Annotated in this window: 14 protein-coding genes, 1 pseudogene and 1 riboswitch; of the genes and pseudogenes, 5 read left to right on the forward strand and 10 right to left on the reverse strand. The window is 42.6% G+C overall.

The window, feature by feature from the left end; genetic code table 11:
* Positions 1-7: 7 nt before the first annotated feature.
* The 7 genes from ruvX to uvrA form a co-directional block, all read right to left on the reverse strand.
* Entirely contained in the window at positions 8-427 is a 420-nt protein-coding gene (gene ruvX, locus N8M16_RS03160) for a Holliday junction resolvase RuvX (RefSeq protein ID WP_004239076.1), read from the reverse strand.
* Between the two features lie 3 nt (positions 428-430).
* Complete coding sequence (locus N8M16_RS03165; protein WP_000507059.1) at positions 431-697, reverse strand: IreB family regulatory phosphoprotein; 267 nt, start codon at positions 695-697, stop codon at positions 431-433.
* Between the two features lie 86 nt (positions 698-783).
* The gene (locus N8M16_RS03170; protein ID WP_000725139.1) at positions 784-1,353 is read right to left on the reverse strand and encodes an SP0191 family lipoprotein; all 570 of its coding nucleotides are present in this window, start codon (positions 1,351-1,353) and stop codon (positions 784-786) included.
* A gap of 65 nt (positions 1,354-1,418) precedes the next feature.
* Positions 1,419-1,817 carry a transcriptional regulator Spx gene (gene spx, locus N8M16_RS03175; protein WP_000591165.1) on the reverse strand — a complete coding sequence of 133 codons (399 nt, stop codon included), beginning with the start codon at positions 1,815-1,817 and terminating at the stop codon, positions 1,419-1,421.
* Positions 1,818-1,952: 135 nt separating this feature from the next.
* Entirely contained in the window at positions 1,953-4,613 is a 2,661-nt protein-coding gene (gene mgtA / locus N8M16_RS03180) for a magnesium-translocating P-type ATPase (protein WP_261069617.1), read from the reverse strand.
* A 195-nt stretch (positions 4,614-4,808) separates the two neighbouring features.
* Positions 4,809-4,959, reverse strand: a riboswitch (M-box (ykoK) riboswitch).
* 57 nt (positions 4,960-5,016) lie between these two features.
* Positions 5,017-6,078 carry a M24 family metallopeptidase gene (locus tag N8M16_RS03185; RefSeq protein WP_261046391.1) on the reverse strand — a complete coding sequence of 354 codons (1,062 nt, stop codon included), beginning with the start codon at positions 6,076-6,078 and terminating at the stop codon, positions 5,017-5,019.
* Positions 6,071-8,902, reverse strand: a complete 2,832-nt coding sequence (gene uvrA / locus N8M16_RS03190; RefSeq protein WP_261069618.1) for an excinuclease ABC subunit UvrA — start codon at positions 8,900-8,902, stop codon at positions 6,071-6,073. The genes N8M16_RS03185 and uvrA overlap by 8 nt, the downstream gene beginning before the upstream one ends.
* 131 nt (positions 8,903-9,033) lie before the next feature.
* Here uvrA and N8M16_RS03195 point away from each other — a divergent pair, with 131 nt between their 5' ends.
* The 5 genes and pseudogenes from N8M16_RS03195 to N8M16_RS03215 all read left to right on the forward strand — a co-directional run bounded on the left by N8M16_RS03195 (position 9,034) and on the right by N8M16_RS03215 (position 12,595).
* Entirely contained in the window at positions 9,034-9,978 is a 945-nt protein-coding gene (locus N8M16_RS03195; RefSeq protein WP_000815623.1) for a magnesium transporter CorA family protein, read from the forward strand.
* Between the two features lie 11 nt (positions 9,979-9,989).
* Positions 9,990-10,667, forward strand: a complete 678-nt coding sequence (locus N8M16_RS03200) for a DUF1129 domain-containing protein (protein ID WP_261069619.1) — start codon at positions 9,990-9,992, stop codon at positions 10,665-10,667.
* A 15-nt stretch (positions 10,668-10,682) separates the two neighbouring features.
* Positions 10,683-11,030 carry a hypothetical protein gene (locus tag N8M16_RS03205; protein WP_000331824.1) on the forward strand — a complete coding sequence of 116 codons (348 nt, stop codon included), beginning with the start codon at positions 10,683-10,685 and terminating at the stop codon, positions 11,028-11,030.
* A gap of 161 nt (positions 11,031-11,191) precedes the next feature.
* On the forward strand, positions 11,192-12,226 hold the full coding sequence (locus N8M16_RS03210) for a S66 family peptidase (RefSeq protein WP_261069620.1): 1,035 nt from the start codon (positions 11,192-11,194) through the stop codon (positions 12,224-12,226).
* Positions 12,227-12,331: 105 nt separating this feature from the next.
* Positions 12,332-12,595, forward strand: a pseudogene (locus N8M16_RS03215) (SemiSWEET family transporter).
* Between the two features lie 83 nt (positions 12,596-12,678).
* Here the strand turns inward: N8M16_RS03215 and N8M16_RS03220 are convergent.
* Genes N8M16_RS03220 through mutL form a run of 3 tightly spaced genes read right to left on the reverse strand, consistent with a single transcriptional unit; the run spans position 12,679 to position 15,810 of the window.
* Positions 12,679-13,242 carry a DNA-3-methyladenine glycosylase I gene (locus tag N8M16_RS03220; protein ID WP_261069621.1) on the reverse strand — a complete coding sequence of 188 codons (564 nt, stop codon included), beginning with the start codon at positions 13,240-13,242 and terminating at the stop codon, positions 12,679-12,681.
* A gap of 9 nt (positions 13,243-13,251) precedes the next feature.
* Positions 13,252-13,845, reverse strand: coding sequence for a Holliday junction branch migration protein RuvA (ruvA, locus tag N8M16_RS03225; protein ID WP_024056928.1), 594 nt, complete (start codon positions 13,843-13,845; stop codon positions 13,252-13,254).
* Between the two features lie 15 nt (positions 13,846-13,860).
* Positions 13,861-15,810 (reverse strand): DNA mismatch repair endonuclease MutL, encoded by a 1,950-nt coding sequence (mutL, locus tag N8M16_RS03230; protein ID WP_120164156.1) that lies wholly within the window; start codon positions 15,808-15,810, stop codon positions 13,861-13,863.
* Positions 15,811-15,947: the final 137 nt, after the last annotated feature.

Genomic DNA, 15,947 nt, shown 5'->3' on the forward strand with positions numbered 1-15,947 from the left:
CTTTGTATTAAAATTTTCTATCTAAATAATTTTGTAAAATCAGCTGAGCTGCTAACTTATCAATGACTTTCTTGCGCTTGTTACGGCTAATATCTGCTTGCTCAATCAACATGCGCTCTGCGGCAACTGTTGTCAAGCGTTCATCCTGATAGTCTACTGGTAAACCAAAAAGCTCTTCTAGCTTTGCTCCGTATGCTTGACTAGCTTCCACGCGCGGTCCGCTTGTATTGTTCATGTTTTTAGGCAAGCCCACTACAAATCGTTCCACCTTGTAAGTATCAACCAACTCCTTAACGCGGTCAAAACCAAATTGGCCCTGCTCCTCGTTGATTTGGATGATTTCAAGTCCTTGAGCTGTAAAACCAAGCGGATCGCTAATAGCCACCCCTACCGTTTTTGAACCGACGTCCAATCCCATAATTCTCATAGGTTATAAATCGACTCCTTGTCCTTTAAGGTAGTAGCGGACCAATTCTTCAACGATTTCATCGCGCTCATACTTACGGATTTGATTTCGTGCATTATTATAACGAGGAACGTAGGCAGGGTCTCCACTCAATACGTAACCTACGATTTGGTTGATTGGGTTGTAGCCCTTATCGTTCAACGAAGCATAAACATCAGTCAGAGTTTCGCTAATTTCTTTTTTATTGGAATCGTCCAATTTAAAACGTACTGTTTCTTCAGTAAATCCCATTCTAACACCCTCTTTCCTTAGAATAGTACCATTATAGCATAATTCCTTACGTTCTACAATTCAGGCAGTCTATTTATTTGGATTTTCTACTGTTCTGTCGCACCATTTGCCAATCTGTCTGAAATATATTTGCTTGGTTCATTCTTCAAGAGATTTTCTAAACCAATGTTCTTCAAATATTCTAACTGAGAAGCCTTCTTGACATCCAAAACTTGAAAATCAAAACTAGTCGTTGTTTGAAGTTCGGTTGCACTCAATAGTTTAGTTTCAAGCTTAAATCCTGCTAATTTACGAGCTTCTATGATAGCCTCATCCTTCTCCTCTGCCTCCAGAAGAGCTTTTTGAGTTTCTTCCACTCCATGTTGGTCGATATAAGTCTTCAACTCATCAGAAACTGGACGTTTTTGTTGAATCGTTAAGCTCAAAAAAGTCTTGTCCTTGTATGTAATGGTTTGGGTTTGCTGGCTGCCATCATCTGACTTGGGCAAGACCAAAGTCTTGGTCACAACTGTATTCTTCTCGGCATTTTCAATAACTGGCAATGCCGACTGAAGCGTATCCTTTTCTGTTTTTGTAGCTGGTCCAGTTTCTTTTTTCTGTCCGCAACCAACTAGGACAAAAAGGAAAGCTAGACTAACAAGAACTATTTTTTTCATCTCTTTCTTCTTTCTTTTTGAAATTAAAATAGAATAAGACTGGGAGTTGCTCCCAGCCTTGATGTTTATAGAGCTGCACGCAAACGTGCTTCTGCATTTTCTACATTACGGACAGAGCGTGGTAGGAAGGCACGAATATCATCTTCCTTATAGCCAACTTGTAGGCGTTTTTCATCCACAAGAATTGGGCTCTTTAAAATTCTCGGTGTTTCCATAATCAGATTGAGGACTTCATTGACACTCAAATCTTCAATATCCACTCCAAGGGCTTTGGCATAGCGATTTTTAGATGAAACGATGCTGGCTATTCCGTTATCTGTTTTGGTTAGAATATCCAGTAATTCTTCTCTCGTAATTCCTTCTTTACCAAGATTTTGTTCTTTATAACTTAACTGGTGGGCATTGAGCCAGGTTTTTGCTTTTTTACAGCTAGTACAACTTGAGACTGTATAAATTTTAATCATGTACCTACCCCTTTCGCTACATGTTACTATCAGTTTAGTCTATTATACCATAAAAAACATCCGACTTGCGACCTATTTTTAAATTTTTTTAACTTTTTTCGTCATTTTCGTACTTTTTTCTTGACAAAATAAAATTTACAGCCATTCTTTATATTTCTTAATATAGATTTTTTTCACAATTGTCACGCTAATCATATACAAAATAATGATGAAAAGTAAAAAGATGAAATAAATCGATTTTAAAGGAGTTAGATGGAGAAGACTAGCTAGTGGACTATAGGGAAGGAAGGTCACAAAGGCTGCAGCCAATAAGGTTGTCACAAGGACTAGCCAAGCTGGACGACTTTGTAAAAAGGGAATTTTGGCTGAACGCAACATATGGATAACCATAGTTTGTGACCACATAGACTCGATAAACCAACCTGTCTGAAACAAGACAATAAAGCCTACGGCCGAATCTGCTCCATGAACATAGGCATGACCTGTCGTCATGGGTACAATGATAAAATAAAGTAAAATGAAGGTCAAAATATCAAAGGCAGAAGAAATAGGCCCCATCCAAACCATGAAACGTGTGATGGACTTGGCTTCCCAGGTATGTGGATTTCTCAAAAAATCTTTATCCACCTTGTCAAAAGGCAAGGCAATACAAGACAAATCATAGACTAGATTTAGGATAATCAAATGGACTGGTGCCATTGGTAAAAATGGTAAAAAGATTCCAGAGACCAATAGGGATAAGATATTTCCAAAATTAGAACTCACTGTCATCTTGATATATTTGGTCATATTGGCATAGACCTTACGACCTTCAACAAGTCCTTTTTCAAGCACCATGAGATCCTTATCAAGTAAGATAACATCAGCTGTTTCTTTAGCAATATCTACTGCTGTATCAACAGAAATTCCCACATCTGCTACTTTCATAGAAGGGGCATCATTGATTCCATCTCCCATATAGCCGACCGCATGACCATTAGCCTTAAATTGTAAAATAATCCTTGCTTTTTGGTCAGGAGAAAGTTTGGCAAAAACTGTTACCTCCTCCACGGCTTGAGCCAATTCTTGATCACTCATCTGATCAATTTCAGATCCTAACAGCATCTGATTGATATCCAAACCAACCTTTTCACAGACTGCTTGGGTAACTTTTTCGTTATCTCCCGTCAAAATTTTTGTTTGAACCCCATGTTCTAACAAAGCCTTAATTGCTGGTGCTGCAGATGGTTTAGGAGGATCTAGGAAGGCTAAATAACCAGTTAGAATCATATCCCCTTCGTCATCAACTGTATAGGCATGATCTTCCCTCAAACCTGACTTATAAGCCACTCCCAAGACACGCAAACCTTGTTGATTTAGTTGTCGGACTTCCGCTAAAATTTCTTCTCTAATAGCATCTGTCAAGGGAGTAATCACTCCTTGGTATTCCGCATGACTGGAAATCGTCAACATCTCCTCTAGGGCACCCTTGGTTACCAAACTAACCACTTCGTGCTCATCTTTAACGATAACACTCATCCGTCTACGTTCAAAATCAAAGGGAAGCTCATCTATTTTTTGAAAAGTTTGAGCCAAATTTTGCAAGAGGGCGTGTTCTTTTGCTTCCTTTTCAGTCCGTTTGATGATAGCTCTGTCCATCAAATTTTTCAAGCCCGTTTGAAAATAAGAATTGAGATAAGCACGTCTCAAGACAGTCAAATCCAAGCGTCCGTGGATGTCCAAGGGATATTCAAGGACAATTTCGTCTTGGGTTAGAGTTCCTGTCTTATCTGTACACAAGATATCAATCGCCCCTAAGTCCTGTATGGCATTGAGTTTCTTGATAACCACTTTTTCCTTGGCCATGATAATAGAACCTTTTGCTAGGCTAGCGGTAATAATCATAGGAAGCATTTCAGGTGTCAATCCAACACCAACACTCAAAGCAAATACGCCAGCTTCTAACCAATCTCCATCTGTTAAACCATTGGACAAGAAAACGATGGGCACCATGACCAGCATCAAACGAATCAAGAGCCACGAAATACTATTCATCTCCCGTTCAAACGAAGTAGGCTCATCATAGGTGTTCAAAGTCTGCTCAATGGCCCCCATCATGGTATCATCACCAACTGCTAAAACTACGGCCTTGGCACTACCAGATAAGACATTGGTTCCCATAAAGGCGAGCGCTTCTGCTTCTAGCAGACTATCAGATTGTTGAACTGTTGCCTTGGTCAAGGCCAATTTTTCAACCGATTCACTTTCACCTGTCAAGCCAGACTGTTGGACAAAGAAATCGCGCGACTCAAATAAAAGAAGATCTGCTGGAATCATATCTCCAGCGCTTAATTTAACCACGTCCCCCACTACCAAATCATCGATAGGTACTTCTTGAATTTCTCCTTGACGAATGACAGTCGCTGTGTTGACAATCATTTTTGAAAGATTGGTCGCAGCCTTATCACTGCGGAGTTCTTGGACAAAGCGAATGCCTCCAGAAATGAGGACTAGGACAACGATGATAATAGAAGTCGTCGGATCCTCTTGACCTGGTTTTGCCAACCAGACATTGGTCACTAAGGAAATCACGGCGATAACCAGCAAGATGATTGTAAAAGGATTGATAATCGATTCGTAAATCTTTTTCAAAATCGAATCTTCTTGGCCTTTGGTAATCACATTTTCGCCATAGAGGTCACGATTTTTTTCGACTTGTTCCTCTATCAAACCGTTTAAACTAGTATGATAAAAAGTTAGACTCTCGTCTAAAGGGACTTGAATAGCTGTTGCTAATCTTTCTTTTGTAGTTTTCATTGGTTTCTCCTATCTGTATGAATGATGTGTTTCATACACAGAGACCAATCACTTTATAAGGGCAGAACGACACAAATCAGCGATTGGCTGTGTATGTGCGGTTCCGGATGGTCGTCAATTTGCATCGTCTGTCTCCTTTCTTTGCTTTAAAACAGTAGAAAATCCCACCATAAAATGGCAGGATTAAAAAACTAATTATCTGTTTTTCGTTCAAGCTTTAACTCCATAGGGCAATGAAATGAGCTTAGTCTTGGCCTTCGCGACCAGGACTGTTGACCAACGAGTAGTGTCTCCACTGCTTTGCGGTAGTCATCCGTATCCCTATGGTAGCCTCACCTACCGTTTTCGTCTTTCAGTATAAACCTTTAAAATTTAAAAGTCAATCATTTGAGTTGTTTAACTCTTAAATAACTATCAACTCTTTTGGAGCTAGGGTTAACAATTCACAACCTGTCTCTGTAATCAGAATATCGTCCTCGATACGAACACCATATTTGCCTTCGATATAGATACCTGGTTCATCAGTCAAGGTCATCCCTGCCTTAATAGTTTCTGTAGAAGTCTGACTAAAGTATGGTTCCTCATGGATATCCAGTCCAATACCGTGTCCGATACCGTGGGTAAAGTAGTCGCCATAACCTGCCTCGATGATAATATCACGAGGAATTTTGTCAAAGTCACGGAAACCTAATCCTGCTTTAGCCTGGTCAATCAAGGCTTGATTGGCTTTGAGAACCGTATTGTAAATCTCTGCCTGCTCGTCGCTAACATGTCCCAGATAGATAGTCCGGGTCATATCGCTAACATAGTGGTCATAAAGGCAACCGAAGTCCATAGTAATGGCTTCTCCCAGCTCCACTGGTTTGTGCATAGGATGAGCATGAGGCTTAGAAGAGTTGATACCACTTGCTAAAATAGTGTCAAAAGACAAACCAGATGCTCCCAACTCACGCATGCGGAAGTCAAGGAAGTTGGCAATTTCAATTTCAGTTTTTCCTGGTTTGATAAAGTCAAGCGCATCACGGAAAGCTTGGTCTGAAATAGAACAAGCCTTGCGAATCGCTGCAATCTCTGCCTCATCCTTAATCATTCGAAGACCTTCGACAAACTGAGTTTGTGGAAGCAAGTCCAAACCTGCAAAAGTTGCCTGCATACGGTGATAATAAGAGACTGAAATCTCGTCCTCAAAGCCGATACGAGACAAGCCCATGTCCTTGACAATGCCGGCAATGACAGCCAATTCATCACGGTCAGCTACAATCTCAAAGCCACTGGTTTCTTGCTTAGCTGCAATGATATAGCGAGAGTCTGTCACCAAGACCTGTCGGTCACGGCTGATGAAGACTGTTCCGTTTGAGCCCCAAAAACCAGTTAGGTAATAGACGTTTTTAAGGTTATTGATGATGATGCCATCTAGTTCTTTTTCTTGCATTTTAGCTAGAAATGCTTGTACACGTTTATTCATGATGTAACTTTCCTTTCAAATACTGTCCTGTGTAGCTGGCTTCGTTGGCCGCTACTTCTTCTGGAGTTCCTGTTGCGATGATGGTTCCACCGCCGACACCGCCCTCAGGTCCCAAGTCGATGATATGGTCTGCTGTCTTAATAACATCTAGATTGTGCTCGATAACAAGGACTGTATTGCCATCGTCTACAAAGCGAGCTAAAACCTTAAGCAAGCGAGCAATATCCTCGGTATGAAGACCTGTCGTCGGCTCATCCAGAATGTAGAAAGATTTTCCTGTCGATCGTTTGTGAAGTTCACTAGCCAGTTTCATACGCTGAGCTTCTCCCCCAGAAAGGGTGGTAGCAGGTTGCCCCAATGTCACATAACCAAGTCCCACATCCTTGATAGTCTGAAGTTTGCGTTGAATTTTCGGAATATGTTGGAAGAACTCCACCGCATCATTGACAGTCATATCCAAGACTTGCGAGATATTTTTTTCCTTGTAATGAACTTCTAGGGTCTCACTGTTGTAGCGGGTTCCGTGGCAGACTTCACAAGCCACATAAACATCTGGCAAGAAGTGCATCTCAATCTTGATGATCCCATCACCTGAGCAGGCTTCACAACGACCACCCTTGACGTTAAAACTGAAGCGCCCCTTCTTGTAACCACGAATCTTAGCTTCGTTTGTTTGAGCAAAAAGGTCACGTATATCGTCAAAAACTCCTGTATAGGTAGCTGGGTTGGACCTAGGCGTTCGTCCGATCGGGCTCTGGTCAATGTCAATCAATCGATCTACATGCTCAATCCCTGTAATAGTCTTAAATTTACCAGGCTTGTCTGAATTACGGTTGAGCTTCTGGGCAATGGCTTTTTTGAGAATGCTATTGATTAAGGTTGATTTCCCTGAACCTGAAACACCTGTCACCGCAATGAATTTTCCTAGTGGGAAGCGAGCTGTGACATTTTGCAGGTTGTTCTCACGCGCTCCCGTCACCTCGATAAAACGACCATTACCAACACGGCGTTCTTCTGGTACTGGAATGGCACGTTTGCCTGACAAGTACTGACCTGTGATAGACTTACTATTACGAGCTACCTGTTTAGGCGTACCTGCAGCGACAATCTCCCCACCAAAAACACCGGCACCGGGACCAACGTCAATCAGATAATCCGCCTCGCGCATGGTATCTTCATCATGTTCCACTACTATGAGAGTATTACCCAAATCACGCATCTTTTTGAGACTGGCAATCAGGCGATCATTATCCCTCTGGTGGAGCCCAATCGATGGCTCATCTAGGATATAGAGGACGCCTGATAGGTTGGAACCAATTTGTGTTGCCAAGCGAATACGCTGACTCTCACCACCCGAAAGGGTTCCTGCTGAACGTGACAGAGTCAGATAGTTTAGACCCACGTTATTAAGGAAGGTCAAACGGTCCTTGATTTCCTTGAGAATAGGGCGAGCAATGATGGCTTCATTTTCAGATAGAGTCAACTGGCTTACCAAGTCCAAGTGGTCTGCGATAGACAGGTCTGAAATTTCTCCGATATGTGGCCCGTTCTCGCCACCCACACGGACAGACAAGGCCTGGTCATTGAGGCGATAGCCGTGACAGGTTCCGCAGGTCAGCTCATTCATGTAAAGGCGCATCTGGGTGCGGGTGTAGTCACTATTAGTTTCATGGTAACGACGTTTGATATTATTGACAACTCCTTCAAACGGAATGTCAATATCGCGTACACCACCAAATTCATTCTCATAGTGGAAATGGAATTCCTTACCATCTGAGCCGTAGAGAATCAAGTTCTTATCTTCTTCTGACAAGTCCTCAAAAGGCTTATCCATATCCACTCCAAAAGCTGTCATAGCCTGCTCTAGCATGTTTGGATAGTAGTTGGATGAGATGGGATTCCAAGGAGCCAAGGCTCCCTCACGTAAGGTTTTGCTGGCATCTGGTACTACCAAATCAGTATCCACCTCCAGCTTGATGCCCAAGCCATCACACTCACTACAAGAACCAAAAGGAGCATTGAAGGAGAAGAGACGCGGCTCTAACTCTGGAACAGTAAAGCCACAAACTGGACAGGCATAATGCTCAGAGAACAACAACTCAGAGTCGTCCATAGTGTCGATAATGACATAACCTTCTGCAATACGAAGGGCAGCCTCAATGGAATCAAAGAGACGACTACGGATACCCTCCTTGATGACAATACGGTCAACCACGACATCGATATTGTGTTGCTTGCTCTTAGACAGCTCTGGCACTTCGGTCACATCATAGACCTCCCCATCCACACGGACGCGGACATAACCATCTTTCTGAATCTTTTCAATGACACTCTTGTGTTGCCCTTTTTTCTTACGTATGACAGGAGCTAAAATTTGCAGACGTTGGCGTTCTGGCAATTCCAAGACCTTATCTACGATTTGCTCTACAGAAGAAGCCTTGATAGCCCCATGCCCGTTGATACAGTAAGGCGTCCCCACACGCGCGTAGAGGAGACGCAGATAGTCATTGATTTCAGTCGTTGTTCCCACCGTCGAGCGAGGATTTTTACTAGTCGTTTTCTGGTCAATGGAAATAGCTGGACTGAGGCCATCAATAGCATCCACATCAGGCTTCTCCATATTTCCCAAGAATTGACGAGCGTAGGCTGACAAACTCTCTACATAGCGACGTTGTCCCTCAGCATAGAGGGTATCAAAGGCCAGACTGGATTTCCCTGAACCTGACAAGCCTGTCACAACAACTAGCTTGTCTCGTGGAATCTCCACATCAATATTTTTTAAATTATGGGCACGCGCCCCATGAATGACAATTTTATCTTGCATTTTTGTTCTTTCTAGTCCATTATTGCTTACCATTATACCAAAAAAAGTGAGATTCTATTACCCAAAAGGCCGATTTTGTAGTATAATAGTACGGTGTGAAAAAATCTGAAAAATGAGAAAGGATAAGGGATATGAAACAAGTTTTTCTCTCTACAACAACTGAATTTAAAGAGATCGATACACTTGAACCGGGTACTTGGATCAATCTCGTCAATCCGACTCAAAATGAATCACTCGAAATCGCTAACGCCTTCGATATTGATATTGCCGACCTTCGAGCACCGCTCGATGCGGAAGAAATGTCTCGTATTACAATTGAAGACGAGTATACCCTGATTATCGTAGACGTTCCGGTCACAGAGGAAAGAAATAATCGCACCTACTACGTCACCATCCCGCTTGGTATTATCATCACAGAGGAAACCATTATCACTACGTGTTTGGAACCATTACCGGTCCTCGATGTCTTTATCAACCGTCGTTTGCGTAATTTCTACACCTTCATGCGTTCGCGTTTTATCTTTCAGATTCTTTATCGCAATGCAGAGCTTTACCTAACAGCCCTTCGTTCAATTGACCGTAAGAGTGAGCAAATCGAAAGTCAACTGCATCAATCAACTCGTAATGAAGAATTGATTGAGCTCATGGAATTGGAAAAAACCATCGTCTATTTCAAGGCTTCCCTCAAAACAAATGAACGTGTGATTAAGAAATTGACCAGCTCAACCAGCAATATCAAGAAATACCTTGAGGACGAAGACCTGCTTGAAGACACCCTGATTGAAACCCAACAGGCCATCGAGATGGCAGATATTTATGGAAACGTCTTGCACTCTATGACAGAGACCTTCGCCTCTATCATTTCCAATAACCAGAACAACATCATGAAAACCTTGGCCCTTGTGACCATCGTCATGTCCATCCCAACCATGGTCTTTTCTGCCTACGGGATGAACTTTAAGGATAATGAAATCCCCCTAAACGGAGAGCCAAATGCCTTCTGGTTAATCGTCTTTATCGCCTTTGCTATGAGTGTCTCGCTCACTCTCTATCTCATCCATAAAAAATGGTTCTAAGAGGAGTTCCTATGTCTCAGATTGATCTACAAAAATTAACAAAGAAAAACCAAGAGTTTGTCCACATCGCTACCCAACAATTCATCAAAGATGGAAAAACAGACGCTGAAATCAAGGCTATTTTTGAGGAAGTTATTCCCCAAATCCTTGAAGAGCAAGCCAAGGGTACGACTGCTCGTTCCCTCTATGGTGCACCAACTCATTGGGCTCATAGTTTCACTGTCAAGGAACAATATGAAAAAGAGCATCCAAAAGAAAATGATGATCCAAAACTGATGATTATGGACTCAGCTCTTTTCATCACTAGCCTCTTTGCCCTCGTCAGCGCCCTCACAACTTTCTTTGCGGCAGATCAGGCTTTCGGCTATGGATTTGTCACTCTCCTATTAGTTGGACTTGTTGGTGGATTTGCCTTCTACTTGATGTACTACTTTGTTTACCAATATTATGGACCAGATATGGACCGCAGTCAACGTCCACCTTTCTGGAAATCTGTACTAGTTATCCTAGCTTCTATGTTCCTTTGGTTGCTTGTTTTCTTTGCAACAAGCTTCCTACCAGCCAGCCTTAACCCAGTACTTGCTCCATTGCCACTGGCTATTATCGGAGTAGCCCTCCTAGCCCTTCGCTTCTATCTCAAGAAACGCTTGAACATCCGAAGCGCAAGTGCAGGACCAACACGTTACTAAGAAAAGGAAAGAGCTATGGCATATAGTCAATCTTTAGCTCAGCAGATTCGAAAAATTCTAGCGCTCAAACTTCCTCCCCAAATTTTCGAAGAAGAGCTAGAAGAAAAGAAGCTGTTTGGTGGCCTGGCCTTTATGATTCGTGGTAAAATGGTCCTTACTGTCAGTTCCAGAAAGGATGAACTGGTTATGGTCAGAATTGGCAAGGAAATGGAGAAGCAAGTTCTACCCCGAACAGGAGCTCATACTACATTGATGAGGGGGCGCCTTTATCATGGGTATATAGACTTAGATATAGAAGGCCAAAAAGAATTGCCTTACTGGATTGATTTGGCTCTCTCCTATAATCAAGAGTTGACCAAGTAACTCATATCTAGCGAGATTACTGATTAGAAAACGAAAAGCAACTGCACCAGCGGTTGCTTTTTCACTTGCTTGCCTACAAGCTTCCCTCTACCCTTTTCCCTATAGTTTTCTCCCATCTTTTATGATAAAATAGGCTCAATCAATTTCTAGGAGGATGAGATATGGTTTCTACTATTGGTATTGTTAGTTTATCTAGTGGCATTATCGGAGAGGACTTTGTCAAACACGAAGTGGACTTGGGTGTCCAACGTCTCAAGGACCTGGGAATCAATCCTATCTTTTTGCCCCATTCGCAAAAAGGCTTAGACTTTATCAAGGACCATCCTGAAGCTCGTGCAGAGGATTTAATGCAGGCCTTTTCTGATGATAGCATCGATATGATCCTATGCGCAATCGGTGGAGACGATACCTATCGTTTGCTACCTTATCTTTTTGAAAATGACCAACTCCAAAAGGTTATCAAACAAAAAATATTTCTTGGCTTCTCGGATACAACCATGAACCATCTCATGTTGCATAAACTAGGAATCAAAACTTTTTATGGTCAATCCTTCTTAGCAGACATTTGTGAATTAGACAAAGAAATGTTAGCCTATAGCCTTCACTACTTTAAAGAATTGATTGAGACGGGAAGAATCTCAGAAATCCGCCCTAGTGACGTTTGGTATGATGAACGAACTGATTTTAGTCCCAAGGCTCTAGGAACACCTCGTATCAGTCATACAAATACCGGTTTTGAGTTGTTACAAGGAAATGCACTATTCGAGGGAAAAATCCTCGGTGGTTGCCTTGAATCTCTCTACGATATCTTTGACAATTCTCGATACGCAGATAGTACGGAGCTCTGCCAAAAATACAAACTTTTCCCTGACTTGTCAGACTGGGAAGGAAAAATCCTCTTACTAGAAACAAGCGAAGAAAAGCCTAAGCCGAAAGACTTCAAAAAGATGTTGCAAACTTTAAAGAACACTGGTATATTCGAGGCCATCAGTGGACTCCTGGTCGGAAAACCTATGGATGAAACTTTCTATGACGACTATAAAGAGGCACTATTGGATATCATTGACAGCAATATCCCGATTGTCTATAATCTGAATGTCGGCCACGCAACTCCAAGAGCAATTGTACCCTTTGGGGTCCATGCTCATGTAGATGCACAGGAACAAGTCATTCGCTTTGACTATAACAAAAAATAAATAGTTTCTCTATTTTTGTGCTTTTGTATTCGTTTTCGTTACAATTTGTATCTGAATTTATTGCATTTCGCTAATTTCTATGATATCCTTTTGAAGGAGGCGTATATGACAAAACAAAAAATTAATCGAATCGTAGGTTCTATTGGTGCCTTTATTGGAATTATAGTATTTATTGCCTACATACCTCAAATTATCGCTAATTTACAGGGAAATAAAGCTCAACCATTTCAACCTTTATCAGCTGCTATATCTTGCTTAATCTGGGTTATTTATGGATAGACAAAGGAACCTAAGAAGGATTGGATACTAATCATTCCAAATTCAGCTGGTGTTATTTTAGGTGGAATCACTTTTTTGACTTCACTCTAACAAATCTAATAGTATATATAAAAAGCTGGGAAAAGTTTCTCAGCTTTTTATATATTCTCAGATATGCTAGTTACCTGTACACACTAGTGACCGCTTTTCCACTCACAATCATTCTCATGGTCATCAACTAGCCCTGCTGCTTGTAGAAAAGACAAGACAGCGACTGGGCCTGTGAACTTGAAACCTCGTTTTTTGAGATCTTTGGCTAATTTCTCAGACAAGGGTGTTTTAGCAGGGGCTTGGCGGTAATCGGGAACATCGTTAACGATAGTTTTCCCCTCAACAAAAGACCAAAGATAGGCATCAAAAGAGCCATATTCTGCCTGTAGTCGTAGAAATGCTTGGGCGTTAGTCCGAGTAGCAAAAATCTTGGCTCTATTCCGAATGATGGCTGGATTCTCCAGCAAGGCTTCCAACTCGGTGTCGGTCATGTCTGCCACCGCTTGAATTTGATAGCCATGAAAGGCTTGACGGAAAGCTTGGCGTTTGTTGAGCACCGTTTCCCAAGACAGGCCTGCCTGATAGGTTTCCATGCACAACAACTCAAACAATGCTTGGTCATCATGGAGGGGCTGACCCCACTCCTCATCATGATAAGCGATGTAGAGAGGATTGGTCATCTTGACCCACGAACAACGTTTTGTCATGCTCTGCTCCTATTTCACCAACATCTTAAGGGCCGACTTGATATAGTTCTCAGCTGTATCTGTCGTTCCTTCAAAGAATTTCTTGATTTTCTTGAGCTCTGTCGCCTTGTAGCCCAGAGCCAACATGGCTTCCATGGCTTCTTCCAGTTCTTGGTTTTCAGCGCTAGCTTGCACTGCCACCTTGGCAGGAAGATCATCACTAGCCACTACTACCTTGCCTTCCAAGTCCAACACCATCTGCTGGGCTGTTTTCTTGCCAATTTTAGGAAACTTAGTCAAGTAGGTGATGTTCTTGGTTTCAATGGCTTGAACCAAGCCAGCATTGTCATCAGCAGCAATAATAGCAAGAGCTGATACAGGCCCAATCCCAGACACCGAAATCAGACTGAGAAAGAGCTTCTTCTCGTCTTCTGAGCGAAAACCATAAAGCAGATGGGCGTCCTCACGCACAACCTGATGCACATAAATCTGAGCCTCCTGATTAACCTGTCCTGAGTAGGCATAAGGATTGGCCACATGCAAGATATAGCCGATACAGTTGACTTCAAGAACAATGTATTTAGCAGTGATTTTGGTAATGATTCCTTTTAAATATTCGTACATAGTTTTCCTTTTAGTTTAATATTTCCCCAACTCACGGAGACTGGTGTGATTTTCCTGAATACGTCGAAACATCTTTTCCATATCCGACTTAGTGAAATGCACCAAAACAGGACGTCCGTGGGGACAGTTGTAGGGATTGTCACATTGAGAAAGTTGATAGAGGAGTTGTCTAGCCGAATGGTCATCGATACGATGGTTGGCCTTGATAGACCGCTTGCAGGACATCATAATGGCCAACTCTGCTCGATATTTCTTGATAGAAACTTCCTTGGTCAAAAGGAGCATGTCGCACATCTCATAGATACCTGACTCAATCTCCTCCTCTGCCATCCAAATAGGATGTTCACGTAGAATAAATTGATTTTCCCCGTACTCTGCTAGAAAGACACCCACTTCCTCCAAAAGAGGCATTCTTTCCTTGAGACGAAGGGCATCATCCGCAGGAAATTCAAAGATATAAGGTACTAAGAGTTGCTGCTGACTCTGGTCAACATCGCCAATGCTTTCACGGTATTCCTCATACTTGACCCGTTCCTGAGCCGCGTGCTGGTCTATGATGTAGAGCCCATCTCGCCCCTGGGCAAAGAGATAAGTCCCGTGCATTTGCCCGAAAAATTCCAACTCTGGGAAGCTTGAAGATTCTTCTCGCTCCAGCTTGTCATAGGCCTTATCAAGACTAGCTAGATCTAGCTCTGGATGGTCTAGTTGGTCATAGTTAGCAGGCTTTCTCTCTGCAAAATGCAGTTTTGCTGGCTTGGTCAATTGGTCCAAGGTTTCCTTGGCAAACAGGGTCAAATCCTGTCCTTCATCAGCCAATTCCACCTGATAATCAGCTACTTCAGCTTGACTTGGTCTTGTCGGCTCTGTTTTCTCATAGTAGAGTGTATTTTCTTTGAGTGGGAGAATGGTCTGCTCCGCCTTTTGACGATTGCGCACGGTCGATTTGGCAAGATTTTCCAAGGCATCTGGTATCAGGGTTTGCTCCTTGAGACTATTTGCAATAGCTTCTGAAACCAGCGTCATCAGTTCTTTTTCCTTGGAAATCCGCACCTCTTGCTTGGTCGGATGCACATTGACATCCGCTAGATAAGGGTCGATATGGATGTGAATGACAGCCAGTGGAAAACGGCCAACCATAAGCTTGCTGCCATAACCATCTAAAATAGCACGGTTGAGCAAGAAGTTCTTGATATAACGGCCATTGATGAAGAGGCTGATATAGTTGCGATTAGCCCGAGTTAACTCAGGCAGAGACACAAAACCTGAAATTTCGAAATCTAAGTCAGAGTTCTCAATTTCAATCATCTTCTTAGCACTCGCCAAACCATAAATCCCTGCAATAGCTTGGCGCAGTTGCCCAGTCCCAGCTGTCCGTGTCATTTCCTTGCCATCACTGATTAAACTAAAAGAAATCTCAGGATGGGCCAAGCCCAGACGGTTGACGATATCAATGATATGAGACAGCTCCGCTTGCTGGCTCTTCATATATTTGAGGCGGGCAGGCGTGTTGAAAAAGAGGTCCTCCACACAAACCTTGGTTCCCACAGGACTAGTCGCTGGGATGACTTCTTCAACTTCTCCCCCACGCGCGACGAGCTTGGTTCCATGACTTGCACCATCCACCGCCGTCAAAAGGGTCAAAACACTAACAGAAGCGATAGAAGGCAAGGCTTCACCACGAAAACCAAGCGTCCGAATCCGAAAGAGATCTGCCTGATTTTTTATCTTACTGGTCGCATGACGACGCAAGGCCAATTCCACCTCATCGTGGGCAATTCCATGACCATTATCTGTGATTTGGATTTTCTTGAGACCAGCTTCCTCAATCTCAATGATAATCTGACTAGAGCCCGCGTCAATGGCGTTTTCTACTAGCTCCTTAACAACGCTAGCTGGACGCTCGATAACCTCTCCAGCCGCGATCTGGTTTGCCAGCACCTCTGGCAATTCAATAATATGAGACATCTTTCAGCCCCTTTCTGTATCTATTTTCCTAGAAATTGATTAGTGCTATTATACCATATTTCAGAAAGGACAGAAAAGCTCCACCACATAGGAGCCAAATCCCTCCACATAAACAAAGTCCCTTGTCAGGTATCGTA

It is taken from the genome of Streptococcus mitis (assembly GCF_946188375.1).
In the GTDB taxonomy this organism is placed as follows: domain Bacteria; phylum Bacillota; class Bacilli; order Lactobacillales; family Streptococcaceae; genus Streptococcus; species Streptococcus mitis_CX.

Bases quoted from the DNA above. Each gene is read 5' to 3' on its own strand.
- ruvX (WP_004239076.1), bottom strand. From the start codon at position 427: ATGAGAATTATGGGATTGGACGTCGGTTCAAAAACGGTAGGGGTGGCT.
- N8M16_RS03165 (WP_000507059.1), bottom strand. From the start codon at position 697: ATGGGATTTACTGAAGAAACAGTACGTTTTAAATTGGACGATTCCAAT.
- N8M16_RS03170 (WP_000725139.1), bottom strand. From the start codon at position 1,353: ATGAAAAAAATAGTTCTTGTTAGTCTAGCTTTCCTTTTTGTCCTAGTT.
- spx (WP_000591165.1), bottom strand. From the start codon at position 1,817: ATGATTAAAATTTATACAGTCTCAAGTTGTACTAGCTGTAAAAAAGCA.
- mgtA (WP_261069617.1), bottom strand. From the start codon at position 4,613: ATGAAAACTACAAAAGAAAGATTAGCAACAGCTATTCAAGTCCCTTTA.
- N8M16_RS03185 (WP_261046391.1), bottom strand. From the start codon at position 6,078: ATGAATAAACGTGTACAAGCATTTCTAGCTAAAATGCAAGAAAAAGAA.
- uvrA (WP_261069618.1), bottom strand. From the start codon at position 8,902: ATGCAAGATAAAATTGTCATTCATGGGGCGCGTGCCCATAATTTAAAA.
- N8M16_RS03195 (WP_000815623.1), top strand. From the start codon at position 9,034: ATGAAACAAGTTTTTCTCTCTACAACAACTGAATTTAAAGAGATCGAT.
- N8M16_RS03200 (WP_261069619.1), top strand. From the start codon at position 9,990: ATGTCTCAGATTGATCTACAAAAATTAACAAAGAAAAACCAAGAGTTT.
- N8M16_RS03205 (WP_000331824.1), top strand. From the start codon at position 10,683: ATGGCATATAGTCAATCTTTAGCTCAGCAGATTCGAAAAATTCTAGCG.
- N8M16_RS03210 (WP_261069620.1), top strand. From the start codon at position 11,192: ATGGTTTCTACTATTGGTATTGTTAGTTTATCTAGTGGCATTATCGGA.
- N8M16_RS03220 (WP_261069621.1), bottom strand. From the start codon at position 13,242: ATGACAAAACGTTGTTCGTGGGTCAAGATGACCAATCCTCTCTACATC.
- ruvA (WP_024056928.1), bottom strand. From the start codon at position 13,845: ATGTACGAATATTTAAAAGGAATCATTACCAAAATCACTGCTAAATAC.
- mutL (WP_120164156.1), bottom strand. From the start codon at position 15,810: ATGTCTCATATTATTGAATTGCCAGAGGTGCTGGCAAACCAGATCGCG.